The sequence below is a fragment of the Solwaraspora sp. WMMB762 genome (genome assembly GCF_049179115.1).
Classification (GTDB): Bacteria; Actinomycetota; Actinomycetes; order Mycobacteriales; family Micromonosporaceae; genus Micromonospora_E.
On record NZ_JBMHMD010000001.1, the window covers coordinates 1138896 to 1155503 of the forward strand.

Below are 16608 nucleotides of genomic sequence, written 5' to 3' on the forward strand. Positions count from 1 at the left end.
GGGTGGCGGCGCTCCCGCTCGGCGTACCGGTACGGCTCACCTCGCACCGCCCCACCGCTGCGGACAAGACGGTCCGCCGGTCCGGCTACGTCAGGTACAACCGGATCCAGTCGAAGTACTTGACGACGACCGCAGTGGCCGTGTCGAAGTCCGTACCGCCGTACCAACGGGTCTCCCCGTCGCACTGATATTCGACCTTGATCTGCTGCCCACCGGCCATCAGCCGGCTGTAGCCGGTGCCACCCATCACATCGCCGGTTGCCGCGTTGCGGTAGAACACGCGAAGGTCCAGACAGGGTGGTGCGGTATCTGCCATCTGGACGAACAGCCGGGCCTCGTTGTGTGATTCATAGAACCGGTAACGATCGGCGGAGCCGCCCGGCAGTGCCGGCACCGTCTCCGCGAGTAGCCGGTTGCCGACCCTGCCGCTCCACTGCAGCTCCTCACCGTCGAGACGGAACAGCAGCGGCCACTCGTACGGGCCCACCCAGTCGATGTCGAAAGAACCATCCGGGTCGATCGGCAGCACCCGCGCGTCGTCGGCAACGTCCGGATTCGGCGCGGCGATGGAGACCAGACCGGGTAGGTCCCCGGGATCTGTCCGCCCACTGATCGTGGCACGAGGATCGAGCAGGACCTGCCCGACCCGCTTGGACTCGCCTGCGGCTAGGGTGACCCGCCGGGCGTCCTGTTGCCGGCCGGTGCCGCCGTCCGGACCCACCCACTGGGCACCGTACGGACTGTCCAGCTTTGGCAGGGCGAACAGGTTGTACTGACCAGGCCCCGGCACCTGCACCGTCACCCGACCACCACCACCGCTACGGGCCGGGCAGTCGTCCGGCAGGCTGAACGTCAGCACCGGCATGGCCAGCACACAGACGCCCTTGACCGGCTCGCCGGTGGCCCGGTCGAACACCCGGGTGGTGATGGCGGCGCCAATGTCGCTCTCCGAGGCTGGCGTCGCCGCCGCAGCGCTGCTCATCACCACTGCCAGCGCTACACCGGCCGCAGCCGACAACAGCCACCGAGGGTGGCCGGAGCGGACGCCCGACTGGGCATCCGGAAACCACTGCCTACTGCTCGTCACTGCCCACCTGCCGATCCTTCCTGGACGTGGAGTAATCAAATGCCTACCACACGCATAGATGATCGTCGGGGACGTTGGGGGCCCGGACAGCCGGCGTGTCGACGAGTGTCCGTCATCCAGGTGTCGCCGACCGGTGCGTGGGTAGGTCCGGAGAGGTCCGGCCCTCCGCTCGAACACGACCCAGGGAAACTCACCGTGCCGACCACCTTCCGTCTGCGCCAACAGCCCACCCCCGCTCCGTCCGGCCGTGACCGGCCCCGCTGGTACGGACCTGGCCTGCTGTGGATGGTGTCGTCAGTGGGTTCCGGCTCGGTGCTGTTCACCCCCCGGATCGGGGCGCGGTACGGCTACGAACTGCTGTGGCTGGCACTGATCGTAACCGTTCTCATGTGGATCATGATCCGGGAGGCTGGCCGGTACAGCGTCGCGACTGGCCGGACCCTGCTCGACGGCTTCCGCGACGTGCCGGGGCCGGCCGACTGGGCGGTCTGGGTGATCTTCGTACCGCAGGTCGTCGCCGGGGTGGTCACCATCGCCGGCATCGCCGCCCTGGTCGGCAGCGCGCTCATGGTGGCGCTGCCCGGCGGACAGGCGCTCTACGCCGGCGTCGTCATCCTCGGCTCCGGGACGCTGGTGCTGGCCGGCCGCTACCGGGGCGTGGAGCGGATCACCGCGGTGATGGCCCTGGTGCTGGTCGGCGCGGCCCTCACCGCAGCCGCTAGCACGGTCAGCAGGGACATCACCACGGGCCTGGTACCGGACGTGCCGGACGACCTCGACCTGTACTTCGTCCTGCCCTGGGTCGGCTTCATCCTGGCCGGTGCCGTCGGCATCATGTGGTTCTCCTACTGGGTCGCGGCGCGCGGCTTCGGCGGGCCGACTGGGGCGTCCACGTCGACAGATCAGACCGATGGGGCCCGCGGCGACATGCCTTCGGGCGGGCAGGTCGACCGCGACGAGCGGATCGAGCGGGTACGCGCCTGGACCCGGACGATGAGCCGGACCGCCGCGCTCGGCGTCGCCGGCGGTGGGCTGGTCATCGTCTCCTTCCTGGTGCTGGGCGCCGAACTGCTCGCCCCGCAGGGGCGGGTTCCCGACGGGGTCGACGTTGCCCGCGACCTGACCGCGCTGCTCGGCGACCTGTGGGGCACCTTCGGTGAAGTGCTGCTGCTGACCTGTGTGGTGGTCGCGCTCTGGGGCACCATCTTCGCCAACCAGGACGGCTGGGCGCGCACCTACGCCGACGCCACCCGACTGGTCGCCGGCGGCCCACACGACGACGGGGCAGCTGGCGACGAGGGCCCGGCTGGCCGGGTTGCCCGGCTGGTACGCGGCCCACGGGCGGTCTACCTGACGTACGTCGCGGTCGCCATGACTCTTGCCCCGCTGGTGCTGTTCCTGCTGGTCCGCAACCCGGTCGAGATCCTGTCGGTCGGCGGGATCATCGCCGCCGCGCACACCCCCGTCGTGGTCGGCCTCACCCTGTACGTCAACCGCCGACTCCCCGCACCGGTACGGCCGTCGCGGACGAGTCAGGCGGCGCTCGGCACCGCCGGGGTGTTCTTCGGCGCCTTCGCCATCGTCTACCTGCTGAGCCTGGTCGAAGTCCGAATCGGATGACCCCTGTCCGGCACCGGCTCACAGGATCAGGTTCAACCAGTCCCGGTGACGGACCCGTACCGAGGTGGCCGTCGCAAAGTCCGAACCGCCGTACCAGCGGTCGCCACCCGTACAGCGACACCGGATCTTGACGTGCTGCCCGCCGCTGACCCGCAGATACCCCCAGGTCGCCTCGTCGCCGATCGCCACCGACCCGGCATGCTCGCCGGAACCGGAGTTGTACAGGACCAGTTGCCGGCCGGCGCTCGTCGGCCCGTCGAGGATGTGAACGGTCAACTCGCCGCCGTACCGCAGCCGGTAGGTTGCCGGCTCCGGGGTGCCGACGACCGCCGGGACGAGGTCTGCCTGGGCACGACCGGCGACACCACCGCTCCACTGCACGGCGAGGTTGTCGCCCCGGAACATCAACGGCCAGTGGTACGGGCCGACCCAGTCGATGGTGAACGCACCGTCGTCGTCGATCGGTGTCTCACGCGCACCCTGGTAGGCACCGGGCGGCGGGGCGGCGACACCGACCACACCGCCGACGATCTCCCCTTTCCTGGGCACCATGTACCCGGTGATGGTAGCCCGCAGGTCGAGCAGGACCGCCGGCACGGACTTGATCTCGCCGGCCGCGACGGTGATCCGACGGGCCTCGGACTGGACGCCGGTGCCGCCGTCCGGCCCGACCCACTGCGCACCGTACGGGCTGCCCGGAGCCGGCAACGCGAAAAGATGGTAGGAGCCGGGCCCCGGCAGATCGATCGACACCCGACCGGTACGGCCGCTGTTCGGCCGGCACTGCGCCGGGATGCTGAACACCCGGACCGGGGTCGCGAACACGCAGACGCCAGCCACCCGGGCACCAGTGTTGCGGTCGCGCACCCACGTATCGATCCTGGCAGTGTCCGCGCTGGCGGCGGCTGCCGTCTGCGACGGGTCGCCACGATCAGCGTGCGCCGCAGAAGCGAAGACAACGGTGGCGGAGGCCGCCACCAGCGCGATGGCTGTCACGGATCCGAACCCGGCCACTCTCATAGTCACCTCTTGACCTCGACCTGTCGGGGGCGGCTCCGCTCGTTATATCTCCACTACGCTCAGTTTTCGCTCACTCGCCGTACGTGTCGACATCGCTCCGGAGATAGGCCCCGATCTTGGGCTCGTGGTCACTCTCAGCTCCGCAAGGCCACCGGACGCCCGGTGCTCGCCATAAGTAATTGAGCTATAACGTCCGGCTTATCCTTGACGGAGGTACGCGGCGGCGAGGCCGGCCAGCGCGGCGACGATCCCGCCGATCGCGCTCACCGCAGTCGATCGCCCGGGACCACCCGCCACGAGCATGATGACGACAATCGCCACGACGCCGAACAGGCCCACGCCAAGTGTCCGATTGACGACAGCGACCCGGCGAAGGCCAGGTCGACCTTGATCCGACTGGTCCATTGTCTGCGCTCCTCACCCACCGTCCGGCGTCATCACCGCTGCCCCTTCCAGGACAGCAGGACCAGGTAGCGCCGACACGCCCCGTTACCGGATACGCAAGCGCTTTGCACGCGCTGGCACGCCCGTTGCACAGTGGAGGCAATACCGAGCGTGATCATGGGTGGGAGACTGCGATGAGCGGCGACCGCCGGTGGGCCGGCCTTCCCGAGACGCGTCGGGCGGCGGCAGCTGGCGACTACGGCAACCTGATCCGGCTGGCCCGCACTGCTGCCCGGCTGACCCTCGCGGAGGCCGGACGACGCTGCGGCTACTCTGCGGCGAGCCTTTCGCGGATAGAACGCGGCCGCCAGCGTCTGACCGACGTGTCCGCCCTACGACGGCTCGCCGACGTGTTCGACATTCCACCGGAGCTGTTCGGCTTGACCAACTCTGGCACATCGGCCAGCCACCACGAGTCCACTTCGATCGTTAGGCTTCGCGGTAGCCGATCCTGGCCTGAGACGGGAGAGGACGTGATCCGACGGCGCGCGGTACTGGGCGGTCTGGCGGGGCTCGCCGGTGCGGCCATCCCCACCGGCCCGGGCTCAGCCGGCCACGCCACTGCCCACCCACCGCAGCTGGCCGCCGGGCTGTCTAGCCTGCTCCTCGGTGCGGATCCGAGCACCACCCCACCTGTCGGTTCGGTCGAGCTACGCGCCACGCTGGCCGCCGCGTCAGCGGACCTTCAAGCATGTCGGTACGCCCGACTCGCCCCCCGCCTACCGCAGCTGGTCACCGGCGCGGCGACGGCCACCGCGAACGCCTCCGACGACCAACGGTGTGCCGCCACCGCCCTGGCGACCCGGGCATACCACCTCACCGCACAGGTGTTGATCAAACTTCACGAGGACGGCATGTCCTGGTCGATCATGGACCGGGCCGGTCAGACGGCGCGGGCCTGCGGGGACCCGCTGCTGCAGGCCGAACATGCCCGGATCACCGCGATCGTGCTCCGCCGGACCCGGCACCACAGCACCGCGCAGGAGGTCGTGCTCGCCGGCGCGACGACGCTCGACACCACGACCGGCCTACGGCGGCGCGATGACGTCACCGCGTACGGGCGGCTGCTCGCCACCGCTGCCTACACAGCCGCACTCGGCGACCAGCGGAACACCGCGCTGGATCTGCTCGCCGAGGCGGACGAGGCCACCCGGCGAGCGGATCTGAAGCCCGCCTTCGGCAGCGTCGATGTCGCGTTGTACCGGATCGGAGTCTGCCGAGCGCTGGGTGACTTCGGCGCGGCGGTCGAATGCGCCCGCGCCATCACCCCACAGCAGTTGGGCACCGTGGAGCGTCGGGCCCGCTACTGGCAGGACACCGCGCTGGCGTTGCACGGCCGAGGCGCGAACGCCGAGGCGTACCGGGCGTTGCTCGCCGCCGAGCAGACCGCGCCGCAGGAGGTCCGCTACCGGCCGTGGGCTCAGCGGTTGACCGTAGACCTACTGTCGAGCGACCGCCACCGGTCTCTTCCGGACCTGCGCACCTTCGCCGCCCGCGTCGGCGTGGACGCCTGATCCGACGCGGCAGGCCGACCGATCCGCCGATGGCACACTGCCGGCACGACGGCACGATGGACGGATGCGTGTTGGTGACCCAGACTTCGACCACGCTGTCGACCTCAGCATCGACGCACTTCGGGATCTTGCCCGGCAGGCGAGGCGCTTCGAGGATGCGCTGATCACCTATCGCCAGCTCAGCGAGCGGCTCGCCGTTGACAATCTTCTGGTGCCCTACCACCAGGGGCCCCTGCCGCACATCCTTGAGCACGCGTCACGCCGCGAGCACGCCGAAGGCCGTGGGCTGATCTCCGCGCTGGTCGTGCAGCAGGGCTTCGACGGTCGGCCGTCGATGCCGTCCGGCGGCTTCTTCGCCATGGCACGGCGGGCACCCTTCAAGCGCTCCGGCAGCAATGAGGCGATCTGGATGACCGAGGTCCAGCGTGTGATCGACGAGTGCGCCGAGCGCAGCTGAGGCAGTCAGCCCACACATGATCCGATACGCCCCAGCAAACCCGCCACCGGCGTGTCGGTTCGATGACGCGCAGTAGATCAACCACCGCGAGGAGGTGGATCAGCGCCAGCTACACCAGCTTGCGTCCGATATAAGCAATCACGAGAGCTCTACGGCTACTGTCGAGCCGAAGGTGCAGCCGTCCCGGGCCGGGCGTGAACCGCGCATGCAGGTCAAACAGGCGGCGCTCGCCGTCCTCGTCGTCGGTGAACCAGCACAAAGGTTTACGACTGTCGCTGTCCGGTGTCACCTTGCTGCGCCAGCTCGGTAAGGGGCCGCCCGCAGCGCTCCATTCAGCCGCAGCCGACTCCAGCTCCGCCAGCCGGACCTTCACCGCGTCGAGCGCTGTGGCGGGGAGCTTATGCAGGTCATCAGCGACGCGGGCGAGGAAACGTAGATGCGGAAACACGTCCTCCCGGGCGTCCCACAGATCGCCCGGGCTGATCAGGCGGGTCAGGGCGGAAGTGCACATCCACGCCCGATGACCATCGACGTGGCCTACCGAGAAGGCATGGCGCACGGACGCCTCGCCGTCGGCGAGGACCACATCACCGGCAGCCGTCTCGCGAAGGGTCCGCTGCACGAGTGGCAACACGCCGTGGTCCCACTTCGCCTCCAGCGGCAGGCTGAGCGCCAGTCCGCCCATCAGATGGGCAACGCCGAGGCCGTCTGCCGGAACACCGGCGTGGAAATACTCCGCCTCTGAATCAGCGCTTGTGGTCACCACCGCCCGGAACGGTGCCCGGTTGCGCATGCTTCTGATGTACCGCAGCGCATCGGCGTTGCGTCCATCCGCAGCCCACTTGCGCAGCGAGAAGTCATCCGACATCGGAAGATCGATGAACTGCCGCTCGGTGACCAGGGCGACGTCGGTGCGGTGCCGGCGGGCCTGTCGCAGCACCGATACCAGTTTGTGCAACGCGTCAGAGAGATCATCGTAGCGCGCTTTGACCTCACGGTACGAAAGCTCGTTCAGGACCAACAGCAGCGGCACTGTGGACTCCGAGATCAGGGTCAGTCAAGCAGGCGATCGAGTGCTCTGTCCCATTCGTCAAAGAAGCCGATGGGCCACCGCGAGAGCATACCGTCCACATCAATCTGTGGCGAACTCGTCTCGATCTTGCCATGATCGTCTCGATCGAAGTAGTGCAGCGCCACACTGTCCGGGCTGACGACCGACTCCTTGACCGCCAGCCTGATCCCGTTGAGGATATGGTCGCTGTGGCTCTCGATGAGGACCTGGGCACCCGCCGCGACGGCCAGCGCGGCCAGTCGCGCCATCGCGGTCTGACCCCGAGGGTGCAGATGAGCTTCCGGATTCTCCAGCATGATCAGACTGCTGGGACCGGCGGAGATGCAGGCGACGATGATCGGTAGGGCGTAGGTGAGTCCAAACCCGACGTTCGTCGGCCGGTACCGGATGTTCGACGATCCGATCCCGGCGGTTCCGCCGAATCCGTAGCTCAGCTTGACGAAATCTGTGCCGCGCACGTCCTCCGCCATCAGGTTGACTCCAGGGCACACCGTCTGCAGCCAGGCCTCGACTTGGTCCAGCAGACCAGTCGACTTCGCCTTGGGATGCCGCACCGGCAAGGCAGCCACCGGATCATCACGTCGTGCCCTGAGGAAGTTGACGGTGTGCTCACCTCGCGCGCCCAGCGAACCTCTACGAATAACCGCCTGATAGGACTTCGGGTAGTGCACGGCGGGAACGATACGGTCCGCCTTCAGGAACTGGAACCCGCTCCCTAGGAGCCCGCCAGCCCCGTCCTGTGCGCTGTCCGGCAAGGGCTGGCCCGCAGCGAATCGCAGCAGGTCCGCCTCGCGATCCCGACTGGTTTCGTACTCGGCCTGCCACCAGAGGTCACGGGAGCCGACGGTGCAGCCGATTTCGATCGGAATCGGCGCGTCGCCTCGCCCATCCGTGTAGTCCTCGTGTAGCACGTCTTGCCCGACACCCAACTCCACCAAATCGCCGTTGAGCAGGAACCCACCACCAGCGTCGAGCACGCCTTCGTCGTAGCTCTGCCGCACCAGGGCGAGGCTCTGGATGATGGTGCTCTTACCAGCAGCATTGACCCCAGTCAGTAATGTGAGCGGCCCGAGCCGGAGCTCGAGCTCTCGGAAAGCTTTGAAGTTTCGCAGCCGCATACTATCGATCACGAGGCGCAGACTCCACTAAAGAGGTTTTGGATCGCTACGAACCGTCGGCGGACCTGTCCGGGGTCACCAGTTCCCTGACTGATCGACAACTGGAACTCAACATCACCCATAAGCTCGACGAAGTTCTCACCCACGACCTTGCGACGTTGCACCAGAAGCTGCAGTTCCTCATCCGATACGGCGGCGAGGTTCCCCGCCACAGATTCGAACAGCGCCTTGTTGATCGGGTGCTTCCACTCGCCACCTGCGCGGTTACGTTTTCGGAAGGCGTGGACCCCGAAGATCTCGGCCGCCGCCACCATCGACCGCTCAAACCTGGCCCTGAGCACTTCCGTCTCCGTACGCGACAGGGCACTCAAACGCTTCATTGAGCTACGCAGGAAGGCGTCGAAATCCTCCTCGCCGTACCTGTACGGATCGGTGAGCTGAAACGCGATGAACCGCAGGACCATCTCACGGTCGGCCATCCGCTCGCTACGGACACTGTTGCCGGTCGCCTGCCGGAACACTTCGGACCCGGCCCAGTCACGGAGGATGTCGCGGGCCTGCCCAGGTATCAGGGCGTGTCGCAGCTCCTGGCGGGAGAGCGGAAGTCCACCAGTGTTGATGCGGGCGAAGATGTTGAACTTGACCTCATCCGGCGTGCCACGCCGGATGAGGTGCACGATCAGCTCGGTCTCTCGCAGCCGGGTCTGCAGCCGACCGGGGAGATCCGCGAACACGGCGTCGTTGTATTCGGTACCAAGATATTCCAGGTCACGCAGCCGTAGCGGCTGCGCCCCGATCGACTTCGGCTCGATGAACTCCACGATGCTGGTCAACCGCTGGATCCCGTCGACCATCGCCCACACTTCGTCGTCACCTTCGGCTGCGTAAAATGTCGGCAGTGGGATCCTCAGCAGCAACGACTCGATGAGTCGGCTCTTGTTGCTGGCTTTCCAGATGCCCGCGCGCCGCTGAAAGTCAGGCTGCAGGTCGATCCGCCCGCTCCGCACCCTGGACAGCAGCAGGTCTACGGTGGTGTTACGAGTCACCACGTCGATCTTTTCCGGATCGAACGGGGTACGGATGCTTTCGCCTGACACGCCCTCGCGGGCGTCGGGATCCTCCTCGATCTCGACGCCTGTGCGCAGGCCGAGGGAGTCAAGCTCCTCGACGACATCGTCGGTCACGGATGAAATGATCGCGCACCTCGATTCACAGCAGTACAGCCAAGCGTCACGCGCGCTGGGGCCACCGCCGTGAGCCTAGCCGACTGCCCGAACTTCCAGTTCCCAACCCGGAGTCGACCGAGCCCCACCGAGCTCTACTGGGACCGTCTTGGGAATCGGTCGCCGTCGACGAGCAGAGTCACGCCGTTGTCCCGGCAGATGTCGCGCCACACCACGTCGACCGGGGCCGAGGTCAGCAGGATCGGGGTGACCGCCCGGCCGAGCAGGGCCAGCAGATGCCGGTACTCGAGCACCTGCCCGAGACCGAGCCGCAACTGATCCTCCGGGCTGGCACCGACGAGGCTCTTGACCTCCGCGATGTACTGCCGGCCGTCAGCGTCCTGCCAGGCCAGGTCCACCGGCACCCCGGCCAGCCCGGTGCCCACCAGAACACCGGTGGCCGCCAGCGTGTCGATCAGCCAGCGGCTGAGCCGGTCGTGCTCGTCGCACCCGGCCACGTACGCCTTCTTGTCGAAGGCCCGAGTGTCGGTCAGCGCCGCCGGGTCCACCACCGGAGACCGATACGGACGGTCAAACGGCGCCCCTGGCACCGGCTGCGGCATCAGGGAATCGAAGTGCACCTGCCCGGCGGACCAGGCCCGGGCCAGCCGCTCCGGCCGGTAGAGCCGCTGGAACGAAAAGCCGCCGACGGCCAGGCACTTGACGTTGACCAGCCGCGCCGCGGCGAGGACCTGCGGCTGCCGCAGCGCCCACAGCGCGTCGTCGACGGTGTCGCACACGCAGCCGACCTTCTCGCCACGCAGGGTGTCGTACGGGTCATCCTCGCGCTCGGCGACCCGGGCGACCCAGGCGTCCTCGTCGATGGCTCCGGCGTCGAAGGCCGCATCGAGGGCAGCCGTGTCCAGGTGGAAGTTGATCCCGTCGCCGTCCTCGTAGAGCCACAGTGTCTCCAGCCGGCCGAGGGTCACCCGCAGCAGCGACCGGCCCCGTACCCGCCGCTGGTTCAGGAACCACAACTTGCCGTCGGTCTCGACCGGCTTCGGCACGGTCATCCGGATATACCAGCCGGCGAGTGCCCACGAGGCGCGCGCCGACTCGTCAAGATCAGCGTCGAGTGGAGCCACGCTCGGTGCCGCCAGTTCCCCGGCGGCGGGCAACGCCGGATCGGCGAAGACCCAGTGGGCCAGCTCCGCAGGGCTGGTGTAGCTCCACAGCCCGGCCTTGGGGTGCCGGGCCAGGTCTTTCTCCACGTTGGCGACGTCGTCAGCGGTCCACCACGATTCAGTTGGCACAAGCAGCCCTTCAAGCCAGAAACGAGGAGCAATGTTTACATCACTTTAAGTTATACTTGCTGGTCGGCCGGGTAGACACGGCCGGCGCGACGATGTCAGCGCCGCGCCGACCGCAGCCGGCTTCCAGCACGGGTACGGGTCGGTGCCGTTGACGGCACGCGGGGCTTGCCGCACGCCGGGGTCGGTCAGCGAACGTTTGTAGATCGCGATCGCCACCATCCGGCCGTCGCGTCCACCGCCGACGATCGTGGCGAGGATGCCGATCACCGGCGACTCGTCGTTATCGTGGCCGTAACGGATGTCGGACACCCGCACCCGCATCGAACGGTCACCGAACACCCAGTCGGCCTTGCCCAGGTGCAGCGTTTCACCGACCCGCAGCGGCTCGTCAGACATCGTCGTCCTTTCCGTGCGGGTAGCCGTCCGGCATCAGCCCGGACAGCTGCAGCACCGCCCGCACCCGCCGGGCCTTGCCCGGGTCCCAGCGGTCGAGGATGACCAGCGACCGCAGGAACGGCTGGCACGGCGCGGCGACGTCACAGGTGCGGCATTCCCCGAGCCGCGCCGACGGCAGGTGTTCGGCGATGTCGAGCCGCGCCTGGTGCACCGCCTGCACCACCACGGTGTCGCCCGGGTCGAGCGCGGCGTCGAGCGCACTGGCCGGGGTGGGCGCGACCGCGCAGGCGGCGGTCAGCCGGGGCGTCCCGCCGATCCCGTCATTCCTCTGCACCACCAAGATCCTCCTTGGATAGCCGATCAGTCGTGACATCCACCCTGGACTCGAAACCACGGTTGGCGGAACCCGACCGGCAACCCTGTGCACGCCGGGAGTCCCATACCGCAGACCTCGAACACCCCGAGGGAAACTGAGGGACACGAAAGCCTTGCAACGGCAAGAGTCCATCTGATAGACGCTTGAAGATCAATTACTCAACCTGATCTCGCAGTTATCCACAGGACCGGAATCCATGCTGGACGCCTTAGCACCCGTGAAGGAAGATGAATGGCGACCGCACGCAACGGGGACGCTTTTCGGCGATGCCTCCGCCGCGTGTACACGAGGGAACCCGAGGGATGCGAGGGCTTGTGAGCGGCAGCGAGTATCTGATATCGGAGCTACGGCGGGTGCGCGAGTCGATGGGCCTCACCCAGGAGTCGTGGGGTGAGCGCGTCCACTTTTCGGCGAAGCACGTCGGCTCCATCGAGCGCGGCGAACGCCCTGCCCTGCCCAACTACCTGGGCATGGTCGACAAGGTGTTCGGCACCGCGTTCATGAAGTTCTACCGCGAGTTCGTCATCGGCGAACACGCGCCGATCTGGTTACGGCCGTTCATCGAACACGAGCAGCAGGCCAGCTTGCTCCGTGTCTTCCAACCACTCGCAGTCCCCGGTCTACTGCAAACCGAGGCGTACGCGAAAACCATCATCACCGCCTACGGCGCAAGCATGGCCGTTTCAAGATCATTGTGACCGTGGGTGACGGTTGGTGTGTCGGCGTGTCGAGTAGGGACGAAGCTCCGTTAGGACGAGGTCTTCTCAAGGATCTTGTCCACCCGGAGCTTCGTCATGCCGCATTCTGTCACCCCTACCGTCGATCCGGTGTCCACGCCGGTCGTCGGTGACGTCGCGTCGTCGTGTCACGACCTGCTGGAGCTGTTGATCGCGGTGTCCGACGGCCGGTCGGCACAGGGGCGCGACCATCCGGTCGCGGTCGTCCTGACGCTGGTGGCGGCCGCGACCGTGGCCGGAGCGACCGGCTACACGGCGATCGCGGGCTGGGTCGCCGACGTGCCGTGCGAGATCGTGGACAGCCTCTACGAACGGGTCGCGGCCCGCCCGGCCGGACGGCCGTCCCGGTCGACGATCTGGCGGGTCTGCACCGACGCCGACGCCGACGTGCTCGACGCCGTCATCGCCGAATGGACAACGACACGCCCACGTCAGAGCCGGCGCGCCGACCCAGTTACGCCTGGACGGCAAGACCGTCGGCGGCGCCGTCGACGACGACGGGAACCAGTTGCACCTGCTGTCCGCTCTCGCCGGGGACCCGCGACCGGGAACGGTGGGCGTCGTGCTCGCCCAGGCGCCGACCGACGGCGCCAAGACCACGGAACCGGCCACCGCCCGCGCCCTGCTGCAGACCCTCGACCTGCCAGGCATGACCGTCACCGCGGACGCGTTGCACACCGCCAGGGCGACCGCCGAACTGATCCACCACCGTGGCGGCCAGTTCATGTTCCCGGTCAAGGAGAACCGCCGGACCCTGTTCGACGCCCTCAACACACTGCCCTGGGCCGACACCCCGCCCGACCTGGAAAGCGTCGACATCGGACACGGCCGCCGGACCCGCCGCACGATCCGTGTCCTGCCCGCCCCGCCCGATCTGCCGTTCCCGCACGTCAACCAGGTCTGGCTGATCGAACGCTACGTCACGCACACCGCCACCGGGAAACAGTCCGCCGCCGCGCAGCTCGGCGTCGCCAGCCACACTCCCGACCAGGCCGGCCCCGCCGAACTGGCCGCCTACAACCGCAGTCACTGGGCCATCGAATCGTTGCACTGGATCAGAGACACCTGCTACCGGGAGGACCGGTCGACCACGCGTACCCGGTCCGGGCCCCGGATCCTGGCCTCGCTACGTAACCTCGCGATCAACGCCCTACGCCTGGCCGGCCGAACCGACGTCACGGAAGCCACCAGATGGGCCGCCCGCAACATGACCAGGCCATTCACCATCCTCGACCTCACCAGATGATCTTGAAACGGCCGTGACGGCGCAAGGGAGGAAGACCTGGAAGCCGCGCTCGGCACGCGACTCACCCGGCAGGAGATTCTGCACCGCAAGCCCGACCCCTGCCAGCTCGTCGCAGTGATGGACGAGTGGATGCTCCATCGAGAGATCGGCGGGCCGGAGGTCATGCGGGAACAACTGCTCGCGATCCTCGCCGCAAGCGAGTCACCCAGCATCCGGGTGCACATCGTCCCGACGAGCGCGGGTGCCTATCTCGGACTCGACGGCCCATTCACGCTCGCGACGGTCGACGGCAGATCAGTCGGCTACCTGGAGGACTTCCCAATCGGCTCGAAGCCTATTGGGAAGTCCTCCGGGTTCCGCAGATCGTTGGAACACTTTCCTGCCACATTACGTACGGTAATGAAGTTGGAGATCTTTCGCGTTTACGGATTACGTTGAGAAAGCCCGGTAATAGTTTCGGGAAGTCCTCCTGGAAGGCCACCTCAAAGGCCGCGTAGTCGAAGGCTCCGAAGACACGGCAGACCTCGAACGGACCTGGGAGGCAGTCCGAGAGTACGCTCTGCCCGGGAATCAGAGCCGCGACGTAATCATGAGGATGGCGGAGAAGTGGACATAACCGCTGCACGTTGGCACAAGAGCACGCACAGCGACACGAGCGGCTGTGTAGAGGTGGCCGAGAACCTGCCCGGCCGGGTGTACGTCCGGGACACCAAGGACCGCGACGGCGGCACCCTCGCCTTCGCCCCGGCTGCCTGGCGGTCGTTCCTCGCCGAGATCACCGTCAACCGCTGAACCACCGGCCGGCCGGCCGGCAACTGACCGGCCCGGCCACCGGCGCGCACCGTAGCCCCCTGTCCGGCCCGCAAGCAGGGCCGAGCAGGGGGCTGACGCGTACCGCCGGCCGATCTCACACGTTCATCAGCAGCAGCATCATCGCCATGCCGGCGCTCATGACGCCGTAGCTCAGCAGATGCAGCCGATGGTGGGACGTCGTCGCGGCACGATACAGCCACCACAGCGCCCCGGCCGCGCTCAGGACCACGAAGACGACGTTCGTCAGGTCCGCCCACGCCGGAGTCGGCGTGGGCGTCGCCCCGGCAGCGGCTACCCCGTGCACGTGCCCCGAGCCACCGCCGATCCCCAACTCCGACATCAGGGTCGGCATCGCGGCGAGCATCCAGATCATCGCCAGGTTCTGCGTGACGTGGCCCAGCACGTCGACGCGCTCCGACCTGCCACGCGCCCGCCCGTACCCGGGCAGCAACGCGAGCGCCAGGATGCCGAAGATCGCGACCTGCGCCCAGGCGAGCGGGCCGTCCACCATCAGCCAGACCATCAGGATCATCGCGGCACTCATCCCGCAGTGATTGACGTCGATCAGCTCTGCGTCGGAGAACGCCTGGTCGCGCGGCACGCCACGACGACGGATGACGAGGTCACCGACGCAGACAAGCCCGGTCAGCAGGAAGACGATCGTCAACACGGGAACCCACGGGGCCTCCAGCACGACTCTAGCTAGTACCACAGGCTCCGCCGACGAACAACGTGACGATCAGGGAAGGGCCCGCCGCGATGACCACCGCAGAAGCCGAGACACCGTCTCCCGGGGAGACACCGCCCTCCGAGGAGGCGCCGTCGTCCCTGGCCCGGCCGCGCAAGACCAACTGGTTCGCCGCGTTCTGGCGCTGGCACTTCTACGGGTCGGTCCTCGTCATACCCGTACTCTTCTGCCTCGCCGTCAGCGGCATGACCTACATGTTCCGGGCAGAAGTGGACTCCCTCGCCCACCCCGGGGTGCTGCAGGTGCCGGTGGCCGACGGCGCGCAACGGGCCGACCTGTCCGCCCAGGAAGCGGCCGTACACGCGGAGTTCCCGGACCGTCCCATCCTGTCCGTGCAGGACGGCACCGGTGACCGGGCGACCCTGTTCGTTACCGGGCTGGAGGACGGCGGCAGCACCAACATCTACGTCGATCCCTACACCGCCACGGTCACCGGCGAGCTGAGTCAGGACCAGCTCATCTCCACCTGGGCCGAACGCATCCACGGCGACCTGCTCATCGGCGACGGCGGATTCGGCGACCGCATCGTCGAACTCGGTGCATCCTGGGCCATTGTGCTGACGATCACCGGGTTCATCATCTTCTTCCTCGGCCGCCGTGCGCGCAGTGGCGCAGAGGCGAAGGGCAAGCGTGGTGCTCGGCTCCGCAGCTACCACGCCCTCGTCGGGCTCCCCGTCGGCCTAGGCATCCTGCTGCTGGTCGTCTCCGGGCTGCCCTGGACCGGTGTATGGGGTGCTCAGGCCCAGCAGATCGCCGTCAACTCCGGCTCTGGGCTGTGGGGCGCGGACCCCGGTGCCGAGTCCACCATCCGGCAGCAGATCGAGGACGCCGACGGTCAGTCGGCTCCCGCCGGTTGGGCCTCCGGCAACGCCCCGCAGGGCAGCAGCACCGGCAGCGGCACCCCGATCTCGATCGACCGGGCGGTCGGCGCGGCCCAGGCGCTGGGTGCCCCCGGGCCGCACCTCGTCCTGTACCCGGAGGGCGAGACCGGGGTGTTCAGCGTGATGAGCAGCCAGTGGTACGACGTCGGCAACCCCGCCGAATCCGACGTGACCCAGGAGACAACGATCCACGTCGACCAGTACAGCGGCGACGTCGTGGGCGAGTACGGCTACGACGACTACAGCGCGATGGCGAAGGTGGTCTCGCAGGGCATCGCCCTGCACGAAGGACGCCGCCTCGGCACCTTCAACACGATCATGTCCACGCTTTTCTGCCTCGCCGTGATCTTCATGTGCGTCACCGGGCCGATGATGTGGTGGACCCGCCGGGCCACGGCCGCCGGCCTCGCCGCACCGCGGGCGAAACTCCCGGTCTGGGGCAACTGGGTACTGCTCGCCTCGATGGTCGTACTCGGCGTCTTCCTGCCCTTGTTCGGTCTCTCCCTGCTTGTCGTCCTGGCGCTGGACCAGTTCCTCATCCGCAGAATCCCGGCACTCAGGTCCTTCTTCGGTACGGTCTGACCGGCACCATCTCCCCATCTC

17 protein-coding genes and 3 pseudogenes are annotated in these 16608 nt (G+C 67.7%); 10 read left to right on the plus strand and 10 right to left on the minus strand.

The features are described 5' to 3' along the window. Positions 1-85: 85 nt before the first annotated feature. Positions 86-982 (minus strand): hypothetical protein, encoded by an 897-nt coding sequence (locus ACN27J_RS05390; protein WP_421364160.1) that lies wholly within the window; start codon positions 980-982, stop codon positions 86-88. A 300-nt stretch (positions 983-1282) separates the two neighbouring features. Between ACN27J_RS05390 and ACN27J_RS05395 the strand changes: the two genes are divergently transcribed. Further along, the gene (locus ACN27J_RS05395) at positions 1283-2707 is read left to right on the plus strand and encodes an Nramp family divalent metal transporter (RefSeq protein WP_421364161.1); all 1425 of its coding nucleotides are present in this window, start codon (positions 1283-1285) and stop codon (positions 2705-2707) included. 18 nt (positions 2708-2725) lie between these two features. Here the strand turns inward: ACN27J_RS05395 and ACN27J_RS05400 are convergent, their stop codons facing one another. Continuing rightward, a complete protein-coding gene (locus ACN27J_RS05400) occupies positions 2726-3574 on the minus strand; it encodes a hypothetical protein (protein WP_421364163.1) in 849 nt (282 codons plus the stop codon). Between the two features lie 351 nt (positions 3575-3925). Next, on the minus strand, positions 3926-4132 hold the full coding sequence (locus tag ACN27J_RS05405; protein ID WP_421364165.1) for a hypothetical protein: 207 nt from the start codon (positions 4130-4132) through the stop codon (positions 3926-3928). Positions 4133-4305: 173 nt separating this feature from the next. On the opposite strand from ACN27J_RS05405, the gene ACN27J_RS05410 reads away from it, so the two are divergent. Beyond that, positions 4306-5685: a helix-turn-helix domain-containing protein gene (locus tag ACN27J_RS05410; protein ID WP_421364166.1), complete on the plus strand. Its 1380-nt coding sequence runs from the start codon at positions 4306-4308 to the stop codon at positions 5683-5685. A gap of 64 nt (positions 5686-5749) precedes the next feature. Further along, positions 5750-6142 carry a hypothetical protein gene (locus tag ACN27J_RS05415; protein WP_421364167.1) on the plus strand — a complete coding sequence of 131 codons (393 nt, stop codon included), beginning with the start codon at positions 5750-5752 and terminating at the stop codon, positions 6140-6142. Between the two features lie 109 nt (positions 6143-6251). Here the strand turns inward: ACN27J_RS05415 and ACN27J_RS05420 are convergent, their stop codons facing one another. From ACN27J_RS05420 to ACN27J_RS05445, 6 genes are all read right to left on the minus strand, one after another. Next, positions 6252-7175, minus strand: coding sequence for a hypothetical protein (locus tag ACN27J_RS05420; RefSeq protein WP_421364169.1), 924 nt, complete (start codon positions 7173-7175; stop codon positions 6252-6254). Positions 7176-7195: 20 nt separating this feature from the next. Continuing rightward, a complete protein-coding gene (locus ACN27J_RS05425; protein ID WP_421364171.1) occupies positions 7196-8344 on the minus strand; it encodes an AAA family ATPase in 1149 nt (382 codons plus the stop codon). Beyond that, on the minus strand, positions 8341-9516 hold the full coding sequence (locus tag ACN27J_RS05430) for a DUF262 domain-containing protein (protein ID WP_421364173.1): 1176 nt from the start codon (positions 9514-9516) through the stop codon (positions 8341-8343). Before ACN27J_RS05430 ends, ACN27J_RS05425 begins: the two co-directional genes overlap by 4 nt. Before the next feature lie 134 nt (positions 9517-9650). After that, a complete protein-coding gene (locus ACN27J_RS05435) occupies positions 9651-10808 on the minus strand; it encodes a hypothetical protein (RefSeq protein WP_421364174.1) in 1158 nt (385 codons plus the stop codon). Positions 10809-10853: 45 nt separating this feature from the next. After that, entirely contained in the window at positions 10854-11204 is a 351-nt protein-coding gene (locus tag ACN27J_RS05440; RefSeq protein WP_421364176.1) for a hypothetical protein, read from the minus strand. Beyond that, positions 11197-11541, minus strand: coding sequence for a hypothetical protein (locus ACN27J_RS05445; RefSeq protein WP_421364178.1), 345 nt, complete (start codon positions 11539-11541; stop codon positions 11197-11199). The genes ACN27J_RS05440 and ACN27J_RS05445 overlap by 8 nt, the downstream gene beginning before the upstream one ends. A gap of 353 nt (positions 11542-11894) precedes the next feature. Between ACN27J_RS05445 and ACN27J_RS05450 the strand changes: the two genes are divergently transcribed. The 6 genes and pseudogenes from ACN27J_RS05450 (at position 11895) to ACN27J_RS05475 (ending at position 14355) form a co-directional block, all read left to right on the plus strand. Beyond that, complete coding sequence (locus ACN27J_RS05450; protein ID WP_421364179.1) at positions 11895-12278, plus strand: Scr1 family TA system antitoxin-like transcriptional regulator; 384 nt, start codon at positions 11895-11897, stop codon at positions 12276-12278. A 96-nt stretch (positions 12279-12374) separates the two neighbouring features. Beyond that, positions 12375-12674, plus strand: a pseudogene (locus tag ACN27J_RS05455) (transposase family protein); the annotation flags it as partial. 100 nt (positions 12675-12774) lie between these two features. Beyond that, positions 12775-13563, plus strand: a pseudogene (locus ACN27J_RS05460) (ISAs1 family transposase); the annotation flags it as partial. Between the two features lie 27 nt (positions 13564-13590). Beyond that, positions 13591-14001: pseudogene (locus tag ACN27J_RS05465) on the plus strand (DUF5753 domain-containing protein); the annotation flags it as partial. Between the two features lie 31 nt (positions 14002-14032). Then, positions 14033-14179, plus strand: coding sequence for a Scr1 family TA system antitoxin-like transcriptional regulator (locus tag ACN27J_RS05470; protein ID WP_421372118.1), 147 nt, complete (start codon positions 14033-14035; stop codon positions 14177-14179). Further along, entirely contained in the window at positions 14176-14355 is a 180-nt protein-coding gene (locus ACN27J_RS05475; RefSeq protein WP_421372119.1) for a DUF397 domain-containing protein, read from the plus strand. Before ACN27J_RS05470 ends, ACN27J_RS05475 begins: the two co-directional genes overlap by 4 nt. A 115-nt stretch (positions 14356-14470) precedes the next feature. Here ACN27J_RS05475 and ACN27J_RS05480 read toward each other — a convergent pair whose 3' ends face one another. Beyond that, complete coding sequence (locus ACN27J_RS05480) at positions 14471-14977, minus strand: DUF5134 domain-containing protein (RefSeq protein ID WP_421364181.1); 507 nt, start codon at positions 14975-14977, stop codon at positions 14471-14473. Between the two features lie 158 nt (positions 14978-15135). On the opposite strand from ACN27J_RS05480, the gene ACN27J_RS05485 reads away from it, so the two are divergent. After that, a complete protein-coding gene (locus ACN27J_RS05485) occupies positions 15136-16587 on the plus strand; it encodes a PepSY-associated TM helix domain-containing protein (protein WP_421364183.1) in 1452 nt (483 codons plus the stop codon). The last annotated feature ends 21 nt before the right edge of the window (positions 16588-16608 follow it).